The sequence below is a fragment of the Micromonospora sp. NPDC048835 genome, assembly GCF_040649995.1.
GTDB lineage: Bacteria > Actinomycetota > Actinomycetes > Mycobacteriales > Micromonosporaceae > Micromonospora.
Genome location: NZ_JBEZGM010000057.1, coordinates 1 through 18,561, shown reverse-complemented (window position 1 = coordinate 18,561; position 18,561 = coordinate 1). Strand labels below are relative to the sequence as shown.

General features: G+C 70.8%; 16 protein-coding genes and 1 tRNA gene. 14 read left to right on the top strand and 3 right to left on the bottom strand.

Annotated features, from left to right (window positions below; genetic code table 11):
* The first annotated feature begins 429 nt into the window (after positions 1-429).
* The 8 genes from ruvC (at position 430) to AB0C15_RS32155 (ending at position 9,940) form a co-directional block, all read left to right on the top strand.
* On the top strand, positions 430-957 hold the full coding sequence (gene ruvC / locus AB0C15_RS32190) for a crossover junction endodeoxyribonuclease RuvC (RefSeq protein WP_357358462.1): 528 nt from the start codon (positions 430-432) through the stop codon (positions 955-957).
* Complete coding sequence (gene ruvA, locus AB0C15_RS32185; protein WP_357358460.1) at positions 954-1,556, top strand: Holliday junction branch migration protein RuvA; 603 nt, start codon at positions 954-956, stop codon at positions 1,554-1,556. Before ruvC ends, ruvA begins: the two co-directional genes overlap by 4 nt.
* A gap of 75 nt (positions 1,557-1,631) precedes the next feature.
* A complete protein-coding gene (gene ruvB / locus AB0C15_RS32180) occupies positions 1,632-2,699 on the top strand; it encodes a Holliday junction branch migration DNA helicase RuvB (RefSeq protein ID WP_357358458.1) in 1,068 nt (355 codons plus the stop codon).
* A 139-nt stretch (positions 2,700-2,838) separates the two neighbouring features.
* Positions 2,839-3,177, top strand: coding sequence for a preprotein translocase subunit YajC (gene yajC, locus AB0C15_RS32175; protein ID WP_357358456.1), 339 nt, complete (start codon positions 2,839-2,841; stop codon positions 3,175-3,177).
* 279 nt (positions 3,178-3,456) lie between these two features.
* Positions 3,457-5,373, top strand: coding sequence for a protein translocase subunit SecD (gene secD, locus AB0C15_RS32170; RefSeq protein ID WP_357358454.1), 1,917 nt, complete (start codon positions 3,457-3,459; stop codon positions 5,371-5,373).
* Between the two features lies 1 nt (position 5,374).
* The gene (gene secF / locus AB0C15_RS32165) at positions 5,375-6,574 is read left to right on the top strand and encodes a protein translocase subunit SecF (protein WP_357358452.1); all 1,200 of its coding nucleotides are present in this window, start codon (positions 5,375-5,377) and stop codon (positions 6,572-6,574) included.
* A 78-nt stretch (positions 6,575-6,652) separates the two neighbouring features.
* Positions 6,653-7,219: an adenine phosphoribosyltransferase gene (locus AB0C15_RS32160; RefSeq protein ID WP_357358450.1), complete on the top strand. Its 567-nt coding sequence runs from the start codon at positions 6,653-6,655 to the stop codon at positions 7,217-7,219.
* A gap of 198 nt (positions 7,220-7,417) precedes the next feature.
* A complete protein-coding gene (locus AB0C15_RS32155; protein ID WP_357358448.1) occupies positions 7,418-9,940 on the top strand; it encodes a bifunctional (p)ppGpp synthetase/guanosine-3',5'-bis(diphosphate) 3'-pyrophosphohydrolase in 2,523 nt (840 codons plus the stop codon).
* A gap of 71 nt (positions 9,941-10,011) precedes the next feature.
* On the opposite strand, the gene AB0C15_RS32150 is transcribed toward AB0C15_RS32155, so the two are convergent.
* Entirely contained in the window at positions 10,012-10,851 is an 840-nt protein-coding gene (locus AB0C15_RS32150) for a peptidylprolyl isomerase (RefSeq protein ID WP_357358446.1), read from the bottom strand.
* 59 nt (positions 10,852-10,910) lie between these two features.
* Entirely contained in the window at positions 10,911-11,795 is an 885-nt protein-coding gene (locus AB0C15_RS32145; RefSeq protein WP_357358444.1) for a peptidylprolyl isomerase, read from the bottom strand.
* A 270-nt stretch (positions 11,796-12,065) separates the two neighbouring features.
* On the opposite strand from AB0C15_RS32145, the gene AB0C15_RS32140 reads away from it, so the two are divergent.
* From AB0C15_RS32140 to AB0C15_RS32120, 5 genes are all read left to right on the top strand, one after another.
* Entirely contained in the window at positions 12,066-12,776 is a 711-nt protein-coding gene (locus tag AB0C15_RS32140; protein WP_357358442.1) for an MBL fold metallo-hydrolase, read from the top strand.
* A gap of 72 nt (positions 12,777-12,848) precedes the next feature.
* The gene (gene hisS, locus AB0C15_RS32135) at positions 12,849-14,177 is read left to right on the top strand and encodes a histidine--tRNA ligase (protein WP_357358440.1); all 1,329 of its coding nucleotides are present in this window, start codon (positions 12,849-12,851) and stop codon (positions 14,175-14,177) included.
* 71 nt (positions 14,178-14,248) lie between these two features.
* Complete coding sequence (locus tag AB0C15_RS32130; RefSeq protein ID WP_357358438.1) at positions 14,249-15,190, top strand: acyl-ACP desaturase; 942 nt, start codon at positions 14,249-14,251, stop codon at positions 15,188-15,190.
* Between the two features lie 252 nt (positions 15,191-15,442).
* Complete coding sequence (locus AB0C15_RS32125) at positions 15,443-15,946, top strand: ATP-binding protein (RefSeq protein ID WP_357358436.1); 504 nt, start codon at positions 15,443-15,445, stop codon at positions 15,944-15,946.
* A 212-nt stretch (positions 15,947-16,158) separates the two neighbouring features.
* The gene (locus AB0C15_RS32120; protein WP_357358434.1) at positions 16,159-17,166 is read left to right on the top strand and encodes a sugar phosphate isomerase/epimerase family protein; all 1,008 of its coding nucleotides are present in this window, start codon (positions 16,159-16,161) and stop codon (positions 17,164-17,166) included.
* A 64-nt stretch (positions 17,167-17,230) separates the two neighbouring features.
* On the opposite strand, the gene AB0C15_RS32115 is transcribed toward AB0C15_RS32120, so the two are convergent.
* Positions 17,231-17,635 (bottom strand): hypothetical protein, encoded by a 405-nt coding sequence (locus tag AB0C15_RS32115; protein ID WP_357358432.1) that lies wholly within the window; start codon positions 17,633-17,635, stop codon positions 17,231-17,233.
* A 261-nt stretch (positions 17,636-17,896) separates the two neighbouring features.
* Here AB0C15_RS32115 and AB0C15_RS32110 point away from each other — a divergent pair.
* Positions 17,897-17,969, top strand: a tRNA-Asn gene (locus AB0C15_RS32110).
* The last annotated feature ends 592 nt before the right edge of the window (positions 17,970-18,561 follow it).

Here is an 18,561-nt window from a genome sequence, read left to right as displayed (position 1 = left end):
AACTCAACGCACGGCCACGCCAAACCCTCGACTGGCAGAATCCAGCCGAGGTACTCCACAAACACCTGGTTGCAACCGCCGCTTGAAACCGCCCGTTGTGTGACCACTCGATCCTGGTTCGAGCGCGATCTTGGCGGCTATGGGTGTCCGAATCACGCACCTGTGCGTCGGTAGGAGTCTGGGTCCGCCAAGATCCGCGCAACGTGCCTGATGTTGTGACGATCTGGGGCGTGGGGCGTGGGGCGTGGGGCGTGGGGCGTGGGGCGTGGGGCGTGGGGCGTGGGGCGTGGGGCGTGGGGCGTGGGGCGTGGGGCGTGGGGCTCGGGGCGTGTCCCGTGGGGCTCGGGGCGTGTCCCGTGGGGCTCGTGGGAAGGGCGCCGGTTAGGGTGTCGAACACACGTACTGCTGACAGTTTGGGGGAGGGGCGGCGTGCGCGTGCTCGGCGTGGACCCGGGGTTGACCCGGTGTGGGGTGGGCGTGGTCGAGGGTGTGCCCGGCCGGCCCTGCACACTCGTCGCCTACTACGTGGTCTACACCGACCCGGCCGACGACCTGGCAATGCGCCTTTTGCACCTGGATCGGTCGCTTGGCGAGTTGGTGGCCAAGCACGAGCCGGAGAGTGTCGCCGTCGAGCGGGTGTTCAGTCAGCACAACGTTCGTACGGTCATGGGCACCGCGCAGGCCAGTGGCATCGCCGTGTTGGCGGGGGCGCGCGCCGGGTTGCCGGTGCAGACGTACACGCCGAGTGAGGTGAAGGCGGCGGTGACCGGGTCCGGTCAGGCCGACAAGGCGCAGATGACCGCGATGGTGACCCGGCTGTTGCGGCTGGCCGAGCCGCCGAAGCCGGCCGACGCCGCGGACGCGCTGGCCCTGGCCATCTGCCACGTGTGGCGCGGCGGGACCCGCTCGAAGCTGGCCGCCGCGGCCGACCGGGCACGACGAGGAGGAGCACGATGATCGCCAGTGTGCGCGGTACGGTGACCGCGACAGGTCCGGACCAGGCGGTGATCGAGGTCGGCGGGGTCGGGCTCGCCGTGCACTGCGCTCCGGGGACCCTCGCGGAGCTGCGGGTCGGCCAGGTCGCCCGGCTCGCGACCAGTCTGATCGTGCGGGAAGACTCGCTGACTCTCTACGGCTTCGCCGACGACGACGCGAAGTCACTGTTCGAGCTGCTCCAGACTGCCAGTGGGGTCGGCCCGCGCCTGGCCCAGGCGGTGCTGGCGGTGCACTCCCCGGACGCGGTACGCAAGGCGATCGCCAACGCTGACACGGCGGCCCTGACCCGCGTACCCGGGATTGGTAAGAAGGGTGCGGAACGGCTGGTGCTGGAGCTGCGCGACCGGATCGGGCCGGTGCCGATCGGCGCCGACGGGGTGACCGGGGTGACCCGCGGCAGCTGGCCCGACCAGGTCCGGCAGGCGTTGGTGGGGTTGGGCTGGACGGCCGGGCAGGCCGACCAGGCGGTGGCCGCGGTGGCGGAGTCGATCGAGGGCGAGACCCCGCCGGTGCCGGTCCTGCTCAAGCAGGCCATCCGACTGCTGGGCCGCACCCGATGAGCGCCCAGGCGGCACGATGAGCGTGCGGAGTGAGCCGGGTTTGCGAGCCTCGCAGTCGCGAATGAGGGCGGAACAATGAGCGAGACCGACGGGCTCGTCTCGGCGTACGTCAGCGACGCCGACCTTGACGCGGAGGCGACGGTACGGCCGAAGCGGTTGGCCGAGTTCATCGCCCAGGACCGGGTACGTGACCAGCTCGACCTGTTGTTGCAGGGCGCCATGCGGCGGGGTGCGCCGCCGGACCACATTCTGCTGTCCGGCCCACCCGGGTTGGGTAAGACGAGTCTGGCCAACATCGTCGCCGCCGAGCTGGGCACGGGTATCCGGGTGACCAGCGGCCCGGCGATCGAGCGTTCGGGTGACCTGGCGGCGATCCTGACCAGCCTGGCCGAGGGTGACGTGCTCTTCATCGACGAGATCCATCGGATCGCGCGGCCGGCGGAGGAGTTGCTGTACAGCGCGATGGAGGACTTCCGGGTCGACGTGGTGGTGGGCAAGGGTCCGGGGGCGACGGCGATTCCGCTTGATGTCGAGCCGTTCACCCTGGTCGGCGCGACGACCCGTTCGGGGTTGCTGACCGGGCCGATGCGGGACCGGTTCGGTTTCGTCGCGCACCTGGACTTCTACTCCCCGGCGGACCTGGAGACGTTGCTGCACCGTTCGGCGCGGATCCTGGGGGTGCCGATCACCGCCGAGGGCGCGACCGAGGTCGCCGGTCGGTCGCGGGGCACGCCGCGGATCGCCAACCGGCTGCTGCGCCGGGTCCGTGACTACGCCGAGGTCCGGGCGGACGGGGTGGTCGATCTCGACACCGCCCGCGCGGCCCTGGTCGTGTACGACGTGGACGCGCTTGGCCTGGACCGGTTGGACCGTGCGGTGCTGACCGCGTTGGTCGACTCGTTCCGGGGCGGTCCGGTCGGGTTGTCCACCCTCGCGGTGGCGGTGGGGGAGCAGCCGGACACGGTCGAGGAGGTCTGTGAGCCGTTCCTGGTGCGGGCTGGCCTGTTGGCGCGGACGCCCCGGGGTCGGGTGGCGACCGAGGCCGCCTGGCGGCATCTGGGGCGCACACCGCCGAATGGTACATTTGGTGCAGATAGTCCACCCGTGCCCGACTTGTTCTCGTTGGACGCCGATCAGCCGTGATGTGAACGTGATCTGTGCCGCATTCGGCGTTCCCAGGTGCAGGGTTTAGACTTCGCCGCGGTCTGTACAGGACGTGAGAATCCGCCTCCGCTCCGGCACCCCGGTGCCGGGCAGGTGGCCAATGGGAAGGTCAGTAACCGTGCAATTGGCAGCAGCGGGTGGCGGGGCCGGCGGTTTCACGCCGATCCTGATGATCGCCCTGCTCTTCGGTGTCATGTACTTCATGATGATCCGTCCGCAGCAGAAGCGCCGCAAAGAGGCAGAGTCGATGCAGTCCAACCTCGGCCCCGGCGACGAGGTCGTGACCATCGGTGGGCTCTACGGCACGGTCACCGGCATCGAGGACGACACCGTCCTGATCGAGGTCGCCCCGGGCGTGCAGACCCGGTACGCCCGCCCGGCCATCGCGCGGGTGGTCACCCGCGCGGAACTGCCGAGCGAGCCGGTCACCGAGGACGCGGACACCGTCAAGGACTGACCCCTCCCCTCCGGGAGCGGCGAGTCCGGCGTACTGCCGGTCGACCCGGCTTCCGGGTCGTCGCGCCCGACGGGGCAGCGGACGAGACGTGAAAACTGGATAGTTGGGTCGACGCCGGGCGTCGGCACGTTCCCGTGACCGTCGGCGTTCCGCGCCGGGGGTGCCCGGTCCTCGTGTCGGCACCTCGTCGGCTCAAGGCAGACCGTCGGGCGGAACCCCCGGCCCGACACCCGCCGCCGCTGCGACAGCGGCGCGACCGTACAGGGAGACAGGACAGCCGTGGCACCACCTCAGGGACAGATGCGCCCCGGGCGGCAGCTCGCCGTGCTCGGGTTCATCTTCGTGGTCCTCTATCTTTTGGTGTTCTTCGCCGGCGCCAGCGGCAGCTTGAAGGACCGGCTCGAGCCCAAGCTCGGCCTGGACCTCATCGGCGGCACGCGGGTGACACTGGAGGCGACCAACAGCGTCGACGGCAAGCCCCCGACGGCGGAGAACCTCGAAGAGGCCCGCGAGATCATCGAGAGCCGGGTCAACGCGTTCGGCGTGGCCGAGGCCGAGGTGGTCACCGAGGGCAACCGCAACATCGTCATCTCCCTGCCCGGTGAGAACCGGGACCTCACCGACGTGGGCAGCGCGGCCGAGCTGCGCTTCCGCAAGGTGCTCAAGGCCGCCTCCGGCAGCGGGGTGGCCGAGGCGCCGCCCGCCGCCACGCCGGCCCCGTCCGGCAGTGCCGCCCCGTCCGGCAGCGCGACCCCGTCCGGTGCCGCGACCCCGACCGGCAGCGCCTCGCCGAAGGTGACCTCGTCGCCGAGCGGCGGTCAGGGCGGAATGGCCCCGGCGTCGCCGAGCGCCACGCCGACCCCTGCCGCGTCCGCCACGGCCTCGCCGAGCGCCGCCGCGCCCACCGCAAGTGCCGAGCCGGTTCCGGCCAGCATCGAGCAGCAGCGCAAGGCCGTCGAGCAGAAGGTCGGCGCCGCCACGTGGCAGGCCGCCAACGGGTTGCAGGCCCCGGCCGACCTGAGCGCCGACCCGTCGCTGGCCGAGAAGCTCAAGCCGTTCGGCGCGCTGTCTCCGCAGGAGATCGCGGTCCTGCCGGCGCAGATGCAGTTCAACGTGCCGACGATCGGCTGCGGGCAGCTCGACCAGCGCCCCCCGGCGTCGATCTCCGACGCCAACCAGCAGGTCGTCTCCTGCGAGGACGGCGCGTCGAAGTACCTGCTCGACAAGGCCAAGGTGCTGGGCACCGACGTGTCCGACGCGGACGCGGTGCTCGACCAGACCAACTCCTGGGTGGTCAGCCTGGACTTCACCGGCGACGGCCAGGGCAAGTGGACCTCGTTGACCCGTGAGGCGTTCAACAACGAGGGCCAGGCCTGCGACGCGACCGCTCTGGGTCAGGACGGCAAATGCCGGGTCGCCGTCGTGCTGGACAACGAGATCGTCTCCTCGCCGGAGATCCAGGGCGTGCTGACCGGCAACTCCCAGATCACCGGCACCTTCACGCAGAAGGACGCCAGCACCCTCGCGGGTCAGCTCCGCTACGGCGCGCTGCCGGTGACCTTCGAGCAGCAGGAGGCGCAGAACGTCACCGCCACGCTGGGCGCCAGCCACCTGCGTGCCGGTCTGCTCGCGGCCGGCATCGGCATGCTGCTGGTCATCATCTACGCGTTCTTCTACTACCGGCTGCTCGGCTCGGTGATCTTCCTGAGCCTCATCCTCTCCGCGCTGCTGGTCTTCGGCGCGCTCGTGGTGCTCGGCCGGCAGATCGGCTTCACGCTCACCCTCGCCGGCATCGCCGGAATGATCGTCTCGCTCGGTGTGGCGGCGGACTCGTTCGTCATCTACTTCGAACGACTGAAAGACGAGATCCGGGAGGGGCGCAGCCCGCGGAGCGCGGTGCCCCGCGCCTGGATCCGGGCCCGTCGGACGATCATCTCGGCCAACGCGATCACCCTGCTCTCCGCGGTGGTGCTCTACGTGGTCTCGGTCGGCACGGTCAAGGGCTTCGCGTTCGCGCTGGGCCTGGCCACCGTGCTGGACCTGGTGGTGGTCTTCCTCTTCCGGCACCCGATCATGACGATGTTCGCCCGGACCCGGGCGTTCCTTTCCCCGCGGGTCAGCGGTCTGGGTCGGGCACTCCCGGCCCGCAACCAGCCGACTCAGCAGCCCCGCAACCCGCGCGCCAAGGAGGCCTGAGATGGCTGAAAACGGTCTGGCGAGCCGCCTCTACAACGGCGAGGCCGGTCTCAACATCGTCGGCCGGCGCAAGCTCTGGTTCGGCGTCGCCGGGGTCCTGGTCCTGATCGCGATCCTCAGCTTCTCGATCCGTGGGTTCAGCCTGGGCATCGAGTTCGCCGGCGGCAACTCGTTCCAGGTGCCGGCGAGCGTCGGCACGATCGACGACGCCGAGCGGGAGGTCAACTCGGCCCTCGCTTCGGAGAACACCGGCGTCGAGGTGGCCACCACGCAGAAGGTCGGCGGGACGGGCGGCGACTCGTACGAGCTGCGTACGCCGCAGCTCACCGTCGAGCAGGCCAACGCGGTAAAGGCCCAGATCGCCGAGGACCTCGGCATCAACGCCAACGAGATCAGCGGCAACCAGGTCAGCGAGGCGTGGGGCAGCCAGGTCACCGAGCGGGCCGTGCTCGGTCTGATCATCTTCATCGCGCTGGTGATGGTCTACCTGATCCTGCGCTTCGAGTGGCGGATGGCCGTGGCCGCGGTCGCCTCGCTGATCACGAACCTGGTCCTCACCGCCGGCATCTACTCGCTTGTCGGCTTCGAGGTCACCCCGTCGACGATCATCGGCTTCCTCACCATTCTGGGCTTCGCGCTCTACGACGTGGTGGTGGTCTTCGACAAGGTCCAGGAGAACACCCGGGGCATCACCGCCAACAACAACCAGACGTACGCCGAGGCGTCGAACCTGGCCGTCAACCAGAGCCTGATGCGGTCGTTGAACACGTCGGTGGTGGCGCTGCTGCCGGTCGGCGGTCTGCTCTTCATCGGTGCCGGCCTGCTCGGCGCGGGCACCCTGAAGGACCTCGGTCTGGTGCTGTTCGTCGGTATGGCGGTGGCGTTCCTGACGTCCATCCTGGTGGCGACCCCGCTGCTGGCGCTGCTGAAGAACTACGACCCGCGGATCCAGGCGCACAACAAGCGTGTGCTGTCCCGGCGGGGCGCGGGCGTCCGTGGCGAGGTCGTCGGTAAGGGTTCCGCCGCGAGTTCGGCGGACCAGGCCGACGCGACCGACGAGCCGGTCGACCAGGACGCCGCTGCGCTGGCCGGTGCCGCCCCCAAGGTGGGCGCTCGGCCGGCGGGCAAGCGTCCCACCGGCGCCCGGGGCGGTCGCCCGGGTGGCGGCGGCAACCGGCCGGGTGGCGCCAAGCGGCGCTGACCCGACAGGAAACACCCGAACGGCGTCCGGCATGCTGTTGCCGGACGCCGTTCGTCGTCGAAGGAGAGCGAAACAGCCGTGACGGAGACCCACAGCGCCGCAGCGCGCGGGGACAGTGGCCCGGAGGTTGCCCGACTGGTCGCCAGTCGGGTGCTGGACGTGCCCGACTTCCCCAAGCCCGGCGTCATGTTCAAGGACCTGATGCCACTGTTCGCCGACGGCAGGGTCTTCCGTGAGGTGATCGACGGGATCGTCTCGTACCACGGGCGGGACGCCTTCGACGTGGTGGTCGGCATCGAGGCGCGGGGGTTCGTCGTCGCGGCGGCCATCGCGTACGCGACCGGGGTGGGTGTGGTGCCGGTGCGCAAGGCCGGCAAGCTGCCCCGCCCGGCGCACTCGGTCTCCTACGAGCTGGAGTACGGCGAGGCGACCCTCGAGGTGCACGAGGACGCCTTCACCGCCGGGCACCGGGTGCTGGTGGTCGACGACGTGCTGGCCACCGGTGGCACCGCCGAGGCGACGCTTGATCTGGTGGAGCGGGCCGGCGGGACCGTCAGCGGCTTCACCGTGCTGCTGGAGCTCGGTTTCCTGGGTGGGCGCGAGCGTCTGGCGCCGCGTCCCGTCCACGCCCTGCTGACCGTTTGAGCCCGCTGGTGCCCTGCTGACCGTTTGGCCCCGGATCCACGGGATGGACTCGGCGCCGACCGTCCGGCGGAGCGGCAGGGGACCGTCCGTGCGGGTAGCATTGCCCTTTGCTGACGCCGGCGGTACCCCGTCCGGCGGGCGAAGACCAGGCCGGCCGATGTTCGGCAGGTGTTTTTCCGGCGAGCGGTGAGGAGGCCGGTGTCCCACGATGTCGTCCCTCCGGCGGAGGGCACGGTGCACCCGACAGGCGACGCTGACGGCTCGGTGACCGACCGGACGGGCGACGTGCCGGCCCGGGTGACGGGCACCGGCAACGGCTCCGGCAGGGTTTCCGGCGAGAGCGCGGCACGTCCGACAGGTGGCCCGCCGAGCGCCGAGGGGTCCCCCGGCGCCGACGGTGTGGTGGTGCCGTTCCCGACCGACGCGGGCATCGATCCGTCGCCGAGCGGTGGCTTCGCGCTGTCCAACGCGCCAACCGGCCGGCGGGTCCGGGCCCGGCTGGCCCGGTTCAACGCGCCCTGGCAGACCTCACAGGTCAGCGAGGTGCTGGAGCCGCTGATCGCCAGCCATCGGGACAACCACCCCAAGGCCGACGCCCGGCTGCTCCAGCGCGCCTTCGACACGGCCGCGCGGTGGCACTCCGGGCAGTACCGCAAGTCCGGTGACCCCTACATCACCCACCCCCTGGCCGTGGCGACGATCCTCGGCAACCTGGGGATGGACACCACCACGCTCGTCGCCGCGCTGCTGCACGACACGATCGAGGACACCGAGTACACCCTCGACCAGATGCGCGCGGACTTCGGCGGCGAGGTCGCCCTGCTCGTCGACGGCGTCACGAAGCTCGACAAGGTCAAGCTTGGTGACGCGGCCAAGGCCGAGACGATCCGCAAGATGGTCGTGGCGATGGCGAAGGACCCGCGGGTCCTGGTGATCAAGCTGGCCGATCGGCTGCACAACATGCGCACCCTGACCTTCCTGCCCCGCCCCAAGCAGGAGCAGAAGGCCAAGGAGACGCTTGAGATCCTGGCGCCGTTGGCGCACCGGCTCGGTATGAACACGATCAAGTGGGAGCTGGAGGACCTCTCCTTCGGCACGCTGTTCCCGAAGCGGTACGAGGAGATCAACCGGCTGATCGGGGAACACCAGCCGCAGCGGGAGTCGCTGTTGCGGCAGGTCACCCAGAAGGTCGGCACCGACCTGAAGGCCGCCAAGATCAAGGCGGAGACCACCGGACGGCCGAAGCACCTCTACTCGATCTACCAGAAGATGATCGTGCGGGGTCGCGACTTCAACGACATCTACGACCTGGTGGGCGTGCGCATCCTGGTCGACACGGTTCGCGACTGCTACGCGGCGCTGGGGGTCATCCACGCCAACTGGCAGCCGGTGCCGGGTCGCTTCAAGGACTACATCGCGATGCCCAAGTTCAACATGTACCAGTCGTTGCACACGACCGTCATCGGGCCCACCGGCAAGCCGGTGGAGATGCAGATCCGCACGTACGCGATGCACCGCACCGCCGAGTTCGGCATCGCCGCGCACTGGAAGTACAAGGAGCACAAGGGCACCCAGATCGTCGGCCCGCCGGCGCACATCGACGAGATGACCTGGCTGCGGCAGTTGCTCGACTGGCAGCGCGAGGCCGCCGACCCGAGCGAGTTCCTCGACGCGCTGCGCTTCGACCTGTCCAGCCAGGAGGTGTACGTCTTCACCCCGAAGGGTGACGTCATCCCCCTGCCGACCGGCTCGACGCCGGTGGACTTCGCGTACGCCGTGCACACCGAGGTGGGGCACAAGTGCATCGGGGCGCGGGTCAACGGCAAGCTGGTGCCGCTGGAGTCGACGCTGTCCAACGGCGACGTGATCGAGATCTTCACGTCGAAGTCCGAGACCGCCGGCCCCACCCAGGACTGGCTGGGCTTCGTCAAGAGCCCGCGCGCCCGCACGAAGATCCGCCAGTACTTCAACAAGGAGCGCCGCGAGGAGGCGATCGAGGCCGGCAAGGACGCGATCGTCAAGGCGATGCGCAAGCAGGGCATGCCCCTGCAGCGGATGCTCACCTCCGACGCGCTCATGTCGATCGCCCGGGACCTGCACCTGGCCGACGTGGCGTCGCTCTACGCGGCGGTCGGCGACAGCCAGGTCTCCGCGCAGTCGGTGGTGCAGAAGCTGATGGCCGCGTACGGGGGCGAGGAGGGCGCGGCGGAGGACATCGCCGAGACCGCCGTCGCCACCCGGCCGCCGCGCAGCCGGCAGAGCAGCAGCGACCCGGGCGTGGTGGTCCGCGGCGTCAGCGACGTCTGGATCAAGCTGGCCCGTTGCTGCACCCCGGTCCCACCGGACTCGGTGTTCGGTTTCGTCACCCGCTCCGGCGGGGTGAGCGTGCACCGCGACGACTGCGCCAACGCCGAGGACCTGCGCGCGCAGAGCGAGCGGGTCGTCGAGGTGAGTTGGAAGCTGACCTCCGCCTCGACGTTCCTGGTGGCCATCCAGGTCGAGGCCCTGGACCGGCACAAGTTGCTTGCCGACGTCACCCGGGTGCTCTCCGACGAGCGGGTCAACATCCTGTCCGCCACCGTCACCACCACCCGCGACCGGGTGGCGGTGAGCCGGTTCAGCTTCGAGATGGCCGACCCGAAGCACCTGGGCCACCTGCTGGCCACGGTCCGCAAGGTCGACGGCGTCTTCGACGCCTACCGGGTCACCTCCGGGGCCTGAACGCCCGTACCCTGGGAACACGAAAGCGCCCGCCGGCTCAGCCGGCGGGCGCTTCGTCGTGCGTGCGGTGGTCAGCCCTGCGGGTTGCTCATCGTGAGGTCCTTGATGATGACCTCCTTCTTCGGGTGGCCACCGCCGGCCTGCTGGGCGAACGCCCCGTCGTCGCCGGCCTTGGCCACGTCCTTGACCAGGTCGAGGCCGCCGGTGATGGTGCCCAGCACGGTGTACGCCGGGTCCAACGGCGAGTCGCCGTAGACGATGAAGAACTGGCTGCCGGTGCTGCCCGGCTGGCCGGAGTTGGCCATCGCGATGACACCCTCCGGGTACGGCGGGCGCTTGTCGGTGGGCAGGTTCTCCTCGGGCAGGCGGTAGCTCGGGCCGCCCTGGCCGTCGGTGGGCCGCCAGCCGTTGCCGGTGGCGCTCGGGTCACCGCACTGCAACACCTTGATGCCCTCGGTCACGAGACGGTGGCACTTGGTGTTGTCGAAGAAGTTCTTCTCCGCGAGGAGGGTGAAGCTGCCCGCGGTGCACGGCACCAACGACCTGTCGACCTTGGCGGTGATCGGGCCGAGGTTCGTGTCGATCGTCATCGTCTGCACGCCGGTGGCGGACTGCTCGTTGCTCGGCACCCCCACGTCCTTGATCTGCGGGGGCCGCTGCTCGGTGGGCAGCGCGTTGTACACGCACTCGGACGCACCGGCCGCCGCGGTGTTGGTGCCGGGCTTGTCGTCGTCACCGCCGAGGCTCACCGCCAGCCACACGGTGCCGGCGACCACGAGCACCAGCGCGGCACCCGCGCTGACGATCGCCGTCGTCTGCCGGCGCTTGCGGGCCTTGGCCGAGCGCTCGGCCATCTCCTTCTCAAGCCGGGCGCGTGCCGCCGCGCGCTGCCGCTCTCTGGTGGACGTCACGCCTGGATCCTCCTGGCTGTCTGCTGCTGAGTGCCGCTTGGGTGGGTGGTGGCGCCCGGTCAGCCGGCGCTCGGGCTGCTGGCCGGGGTGCCGGAGGCCGACGGCGCCGGTGCGGCGCCGCTGACCGGCTCACCGACCGTGAGGCTCTGGATCGTCACGTCGGTGCTGGGCTTGACCTTCGCCCCGGTCCCATTGTCCACGGTCGGGAGGGCGCCGATCTTCTCCACCACGTCCAGCCCGCCGGTCACCCGGCCGATCACCGGGTACTTCGGGTCGGCGGTGGTGAAGTCCTTGAAGAAGACCAGGAACTGGCTGCCGTTGCTGCCCGGCGGGTTGGAGACCATCGCCACGGTGCCCTTCGGGTACGTCGGCGGCTGGCCGGGGGCCGGGCTGGCCGACGGTGACGCCGACGGCACGGTCGGCAGCTCCTCGTCGTAGAACGAGTAGGTCGGCCCACCGAGACCCGTGCCGCTGGGGTCGCCGCAGCGCAGCGCGCCCTCGGTGGTGATCTCGTGGCACTTGGTGTTGTCGTAGAACGACCGGCTCGCCAGGTGGGCGATGCTCGCCGCCGCGCACGGAGAGTTGGTCAGGCTCAGCTCCGCGGTGATCGGCGCGCCCTGGTTGGTCGTCACCGTCATCGGCCGGGTGCCGTCGGTGGGCAGGTCCTTGGTGGGCGGCGTGCCGACGTCCTTGAGGTTGGTGTTCGCCGTCGCGTCCTGCGGTGTCCAGAGGCAGGTGTCCGCGGCGGCCGTGTCCTGCTTCGGGTCGGAGTCGAACGCACCGAGCGCCCAGGCCGAGCCGGCCACGACCAACACGAGGATCAGAGCGGCGCCGACACCGGCCTGGATCTGCCGTCGCCGCCGCGTGGCGGCGGCCCGGCGAACCATCTGCCGGTCGAGCTTTGCCCGCGCCAGTTTGCGCTGCCGGTCCCTGCTGGAAGCCACCGGTGCTCCCCTTTCCTCTACCTGGTCGTCGCCGGCGGCCGGTCGCCCCGGCCCGTCCGGGCGTCACGTGTGCCGCGCCACACGCCCGCCAGAGTGTACGGCTAGTGACTGGGAATGTGGTGTACGAGGTCCACCCCATCCCGAGCAGCGCTTATCGGAGGTTGTCACTGTGCCGTACGGGGCGGGTGGGACAGACGCGGCAAACTCGCTCGGCGCGCCCGATAGGCTGCTGTGCAGGACGACAGCTGCTCGACGGAAAGGACAGCGCCCGTGCTCGTGGCCGGCTTTCCCGCGGACGCCTTCGGCACCAACTGCTACGTGGTCGCCACCGCGCCGGGGGAGCAGTGCGTGGTGGTCGACCCCGGCATCGGGGTGCTCGACCAGCTCGACGCGCTGCTCGCCGAGCACCGCCTGCATCCGGCCGCCGTGCTGCTCACCCACGGGCACATCGACCACACGTTCTCGGTCGCGCCGGTCTGCGGTGCGCGCGGCATCACCGCGTACGTGCACCCCGGTGACCGGGAGATGCTCGCCGACCCGTCCAAGGGCCTCTCGGCCGACCTGAGGTCGCTGTTCGGTGGCCGGCTGACCTACACCGAGCCGGAGGACGTGGCGGAGCTGACCGACGGCGCCACCCTCACGCTCGCCGGCCTGGAGATCGCCGTCGACCATGCCCCGGGCCATACCGGCGGGTCGGTGCTGTTCCGGCTGCCCGCTGCCGGGTCGAGCTGGGAGGCCGACGAGCTGTGCCTCTCCGGCGACGTGCTCTTCGCCGGGTCGATCGGCCGCACCGACCTGCCGGGCGGGAGCATGCCGGCCATGCTCGCCAGCCTGCGCGACAAGATCCTCCCGCTGGCCGACGACACCGTCGTACTGCCCGGCCACGGCCCGAGCACCACCATCGGCCGTGAGCGGGCCAGCAACCCGTACCTCATGGAGGTGGCCGGCACGTCGCCGGCCGCTCCCACCCGGGGCCTCTAGATCTTCGTCCGCGCCGCGCGCGGACCCTCGACACCACCGCGCCGCGGGCGCGGAACCGCAAGGAGTACGCCGATGAGCAAGCCCACGCCCATCTCCGGCTTCCCGGAGTGGAACCCCGGCCAGCGGATGGTCGAGCAGTTCGTGCTCGACAAGATCCGGGCCACCTTCGAGCTGTACGGCTTCGCGCCGCTGGAGACCCGCGCCGTCGAGCCGTTGGATCAGCTACTGCGCAAGGGCGAGACCTCGAAGGAGGTCTACGTGATCCGGCGGCTGCACGCCGACGCCGAGGCGGCCGGCACGGACGACCAGCTCGGCCTGCACTTCGACCTGACCGTGCCGTTCGCCAGGTACGTGCTGGAGAACGCCGGAAAGTTGAGCTTCCCGTTCCGCCGCTACCAGATCCAGAAGGTGTGGCGCGGTGAGCGGCCGCAGGAGGGCCGCTACCGGGAGTTCGTCCAGGCCGACATCGACATCGTCGACCGGGACACGTTGGCCGGGCACCACGAGGCGGAGATGCCGCTGGTGATCGGGGACGCGCTGCGCTCGTTGCCGATCCCGCCGGTCACGATCCAGGTCAACAACCGCAAGATCTGGGAGGGCTTCTTCCGGGGCATCGGGGTGACCGACCCGGAGGCGGCGCTGCGTACCGTCGACAAGCTCGACAAGATTGGCCCGGCGAAGGTGGCCGAGCTGCTGGCCCAGACCGCGGGTGCCAGCGAGGCGCAGGCCAAGGCATGCCTGGCGCTGGCCGAGATCTCCGCCCCGGACGCGTCGTTCGCCGACGCCGTCCGCGCGCTCGGGGTCAGCGACCCGCTGCTCGACGAGGGCATCGAGGAGCTGGTTCGGGTGGTGGAGACCGCGGCCGAGCACTCGCCCGGCCTCTGCGTGGCGGACCTGCGCATCGCCCGGGGCCTGGATTACTACACCGGCACCGTCTACGAGACCCAGCTGCGTGGCTACGAGCGGTTCGGCTCGGTCTGCTCCGGCGGCCGGTACGACAACCTGGCCAGCGCCGGCGCTGTCTCGTACCCGGGGGTGGGCATCTCGATCGGCGTGACCCGGCTGCTCGGTCTGCTCTTCGGCGCGGGGGAGCTGCCGGTCTCGCGTTCCGTGCCCACCTGTGTCCTGGTGGCGTTGGCCGACGAAGAGCACCGTTCGACGAGTGGGCGGATCGCGGCGGCGCTGCGGGCGCGCGGTATCCCTACCGAGGTGTCGCCGAGCGCGGCGAAGTTCGGCAAGCAGATCCGCTACGCCGAGCGCCGCGGCATCCCGTACGTCTGGTTCCCGGGTGCCGAGGGAGCGCCGGACGAGGTGAAGGACATCCGCTCCGGTGAGCAGGTCACGGCAGACGCCCAGGAGTGGATGCCACCCCTGGTGGACCTCAAGCCGGCTGTCGGTTGAGTGTCTCCACTGGCGCTATCGGCCGCGGGGACCTACGGTAGCGTAAGTTACGCCACCGTAGGGAGTTTCTCGTGACCGTCAGCACCACAGTGAGCCAGACCGCGCTGCTCGTCGAATTGGAGCCGGTGGTCGCCCGCAACCTGGACCGCCACCTCTCGCTCGCCAAGGAGTGGTTCCCGCACGAGTACGTGCCGTGGAGCGAGGGGCGGACCTTCGACGGGCCGCTCGGCGGCGAGGCGTGGTCGCCGACCGACTCCACCATCCCGGACGTGGCCCGTACCGCGCTCATCGTGAACCTGCTGACCGAGGACAACCTGCCCTCGTACCACCACGAGATCGCCACCCTCTTCGGTCGCGACGGCGCGTGGGGCACCTGGGTGCACCGGTGGACCGCCGAGGAGGGCCGGCACGGTGTCGCGATCCGCGACTACCTGACCGTCAGCCGGGCGGTCGACCCGGTGGCGCTGGAGCGCGCCCGGATGACGCACATGTCGGAGGGCTACACCAACGCCCACGGCGACGAGGTGCTGCACTCACTGGCGTACGTCTCGTTCCAGGAGCTGGCCACCCGGATCTCGCACCGCAACACCGGCAAGGCCACCGGCGACCCCACCTGCGAGGCGCTGCTGGCCCGGGTGGCCGCCGACGAGAACCTGCACATGGTCTTCTACCGCAACCTGCTCGCGGCCGCGTTCGAGCTGGCCCCCAGCCAGGCCATGCGGGCCGTCGCCGACGTGGTGGCCGACTTCCAGATGCCGGGTGCCGGCATCGAGGGCTTCGCCCGCAAGTCGGTGGCGATCGCCCTGGCCGGCATCTACGACCTGCGCCAGCACCGCGACGAGGTGCTGCAGCCGGTTCTGCGGCAGTGGGACGTCTTCAACGTGACCGGCCTGAACGCCGACGGCGAAGCCGCCCGCGAGGAGCTGGCCGCCCAACTGGAAGGTCTGGACCGCGCGGCCAGCCGCTTCGAGGAGAAGCGCGACGCCCGAGCCGCCCGCCTAGCCCTCCGCTAACCCCCCACCCACCCCCCAAACCCCACCCCACCCCCCAAACCCCACCCCCACCCCCTCCCCACCCCCGCCCCCCGCCCTCTGCGCTCGTCGATCTTGCACTTTCGGTGGCGATAAATGCCGCAAAGCCGAAGTATCGGCAACCCAAAGTGCAAGATCGGCGGGGTGGGGGGTGTGGGACCGGGGTGGGGGTGGGGTTTGGGGGTGGGGTGCGGGGGGCGGTGGTTCACAGGTGGCTGCCGTACCTTGACCTGCATGGGGTTGTTCGCGCAGTGGCGCGGTACGGTGCTGGCGCGAGGCCATCAGTTGCTGGGTGCGCTGGGCCGGGCCGACGAGCCCGACGACCCGTCCGGGCCGACGCCCAGCCTGAACCGTCTCGACGCCCTGGTGGAGGGCTTCACCGCAGGTCAACCGGTGCGGTGGACCATGGCGGGGCAACCTCGCCCGCTGCCCGGCCCGGTCGACGTGGTGGCGTACCGGATCATCGAGGAAGCGCTGACCAACGCCGACCGGCACGCGCCGGGCGCCCCGGTCGGCGTCCGCCTGCGCTACGACGCCGCGGGCATCACCATCGAGATCCGCGACGAGGGCGCCGGTCCCGCTCCGTCCTGCGGCGGCACCCAGGCCGCCGGTCGAGGTCTTCTCGGGGTACGCAGGCGTACCGAGCGGCTCGGCGGCACGTTCTCGGCCGGCCCGCGCGCTGGAGGCGGCTTCACCGTACGGGCTGTCCTGCCCGCACCCGAGGAGGTGGCCGAATGATCGGCCGGCTGCGGGGCTTCCCCGATGGGGTGGCGCGGAAATAGGGTGGGGGCGGCGACCGTGCTGGTGGCCGGTGACCCGGTGGGAGGCGCAACCCGCCGGGTTCAGGTGTGTTCCGCACCCACCGGTGACCGCCCCGGGCGTCGCGTACGTCCGGTCACCCTCGCCCCGGTCCGCACATGGAATCCCCATCACATCAGGGGAGAAGGACAATGGCGCGACCCATCACGCTCTTCACCGGCCAGTGGGCCGACCTTCCGTTCGAGGAGGTCTGCCGGCTCGCCTCCGAGTGGGGCTACGACGGTCTGGAGATCGCCTGCTGGGGCGACCACTTCGAGGTCGACAAGGCCCTCGCCGACGACTCGTACATCGAGCGTAAGAAGGAGACCCTGGCGAAGCACAACCTCCAGGTCTTCACCATCTCCAACCACCTTGTCGGTCAGGCGGTCTGCGACCACCCGATCGACGAGCGGCACCAGGACATCCTGCCCGGCCGGATCTGGGGCGACGGGGAGCCCGAGGGGGTTCGTCAGCGGGCCGCCGAAGAGATCAAGGACACCGCGCGGGCGGCGGCGAAGCTCGGGGTGAAGACCGTCGTCGGCTTCACCGGTTCGTCGATCTGGCACACCCTCGCGATGTTCCCGCCGGTGCCGCCGGCGATGATCGAGCGCGGCTACCAGGACTTCGCCGACCGGTGGAACCCCATCCTCGACGTGTTCGACGAGGTCGGCGTGCGGTTCGCGCACGAGGTACACCCGAGTGAGATCGCGTACGACTACTGGACGACGAAGCGGACGCTCGAGGCGATCGGCAACCGGCCCGCGTTCGGGCTGAACTGGGACCCGTCGCACTTCGTCTGGCAGGAGCTGGACCCGGTGAACTTCATCTTCGACTTCGCCGACCGGATCTACCACGTGGACTGCAAGGACGCCAAGGTGCGCACCGGTGACGGCCGGCGTGGCCGGCTCGCCTCGCACCTGCCCTGGGCCGACCTGCGTCGTGGGTGGGACTTCGTCTCCACCGGCCACGGCGACGTGCCCTGGGAAGACTGCTTCCGCGCGTTGAACGCGATCGGCTACGACGGCCCGATCTCGGTGGAGTGGGAAGACGCCGGAATGGACCGGCTGGTCGGCGCCCCGGAGGCGCTGCAGTTCGTCCGCCGGCTCGCCTTCGACGCTCCGAGCGCCGCCTTCGACGCGGCGTTCAGCAGCAAGGACTGACCGCACGCCGGACAGACCACGGGCCGGTCGCCCTAAGGCGACCGGCCCGTCGACGTGCGATTGGTCAGAGCGTGCTGGCGTTCGTGCCCGAGCCGGACGGCTTGGTGCGGGGGTTGGTGGACGACGGCGACCCGGAGGTCGTGCCGACCGTGCTGGTGCCCGCCTTGGCGCCCACGGTGGCGGGCGTGCCGGCGAACGCGTCGTCGGCGGCGGTCAACTCCTGCGTGCCGGTGCTGCCGTTGCCGGTGCCCAGCTTCTCGCCCAGTTTGGTCTGGCCGAGCTTGTCCTTACCCTCGCTGTAGAGCTTGGTGGCCTGGGCCTGCGCGACCCCGGCCGCCTCCTGGACGGTCGGGTGGTCGAGCACCTTGCGGCCCCGGACCACGAGCTCTTCGTACTTCTCCCGGCCGGCACGGGCGCCCAGGACGAATCCCGCAGCCAGCCCGCCAAGAAACATGATCTTTCCGCGCATGGCGGCTCCTTCCGTACCTGACGCGCCGTCACCCCGGCGAGTTGCCCCGTCGGAAGGCGACCTGTTCGCGCCTGCGTCCTCTGTCCGCAGCTAACTACCCATCCTGCTCTCCGCTCAAGCATGCTTGTGCCCGGATGGCGATTTACCCCGTTTGTCGATGCGAGGGTGGGGAGGGAACCCACTGGACCAACCCCGGGCAATGTCCTGTACTCTTGTCCCGTCGCACGGCGTCGGGGTGATCCGAAGCCGCGCGGAGCACGATCCCCTGTAGCTCAATTGGCAGAGCAGCCGGCTGTTAACCGGCAGGTTATTGGTTCGAGTCCAATCGGGGGAGCTTCTCCACCCAACGCCCGTCGGCCCAAAGTCGACGGGCGTTTCCGCACCCGCCGCGCCACCACGTGCCGTCCCGCGCCGCACCCCGCACCCCGCCGGGCCGCACCCCGCCACCCCGCGCCGTGCCGCCCCGCGCCGTGCCGCCCCGCGCCGTGCCGCCCCGCGCCGTGCCGCCCCGGGCCGTGCCGCCCCGCGCCCCGGGCCGTGCCGCCCCGCGCCGTGCCGCCCCGCGCCCCAAGCCGTGCCGCCCCGGGCCGTGCCGCCCCGCGCCGCGCCGCCCCGCGCCGCGCCGCCCCGCGCCGCGCCGCCCCGGGCCGCACCACTTTCGTGGCAGCAGCATCGGGGATGTTGCTGCCTCCCGGCCGTCTGAGGCAGCAACATCCGGGAAGTTGCGCGGATCTTCCTCACCGCGCAGGAGTACGGCGGCAAGATCGTGCTCGATCCTGGATGTAGTGGTGTCGGCGCGTCGGTGAGGCCACTACATCCAGGATCGAGCACGATCTTGGGCGCGGGGCGCGGGGCGCGGGGCGCGGGGCGCGGGGCGCGGGGCGCGGGGCGCGGGGCGCGGGGCGCGGGGCGCGGGGCGCGGGGCG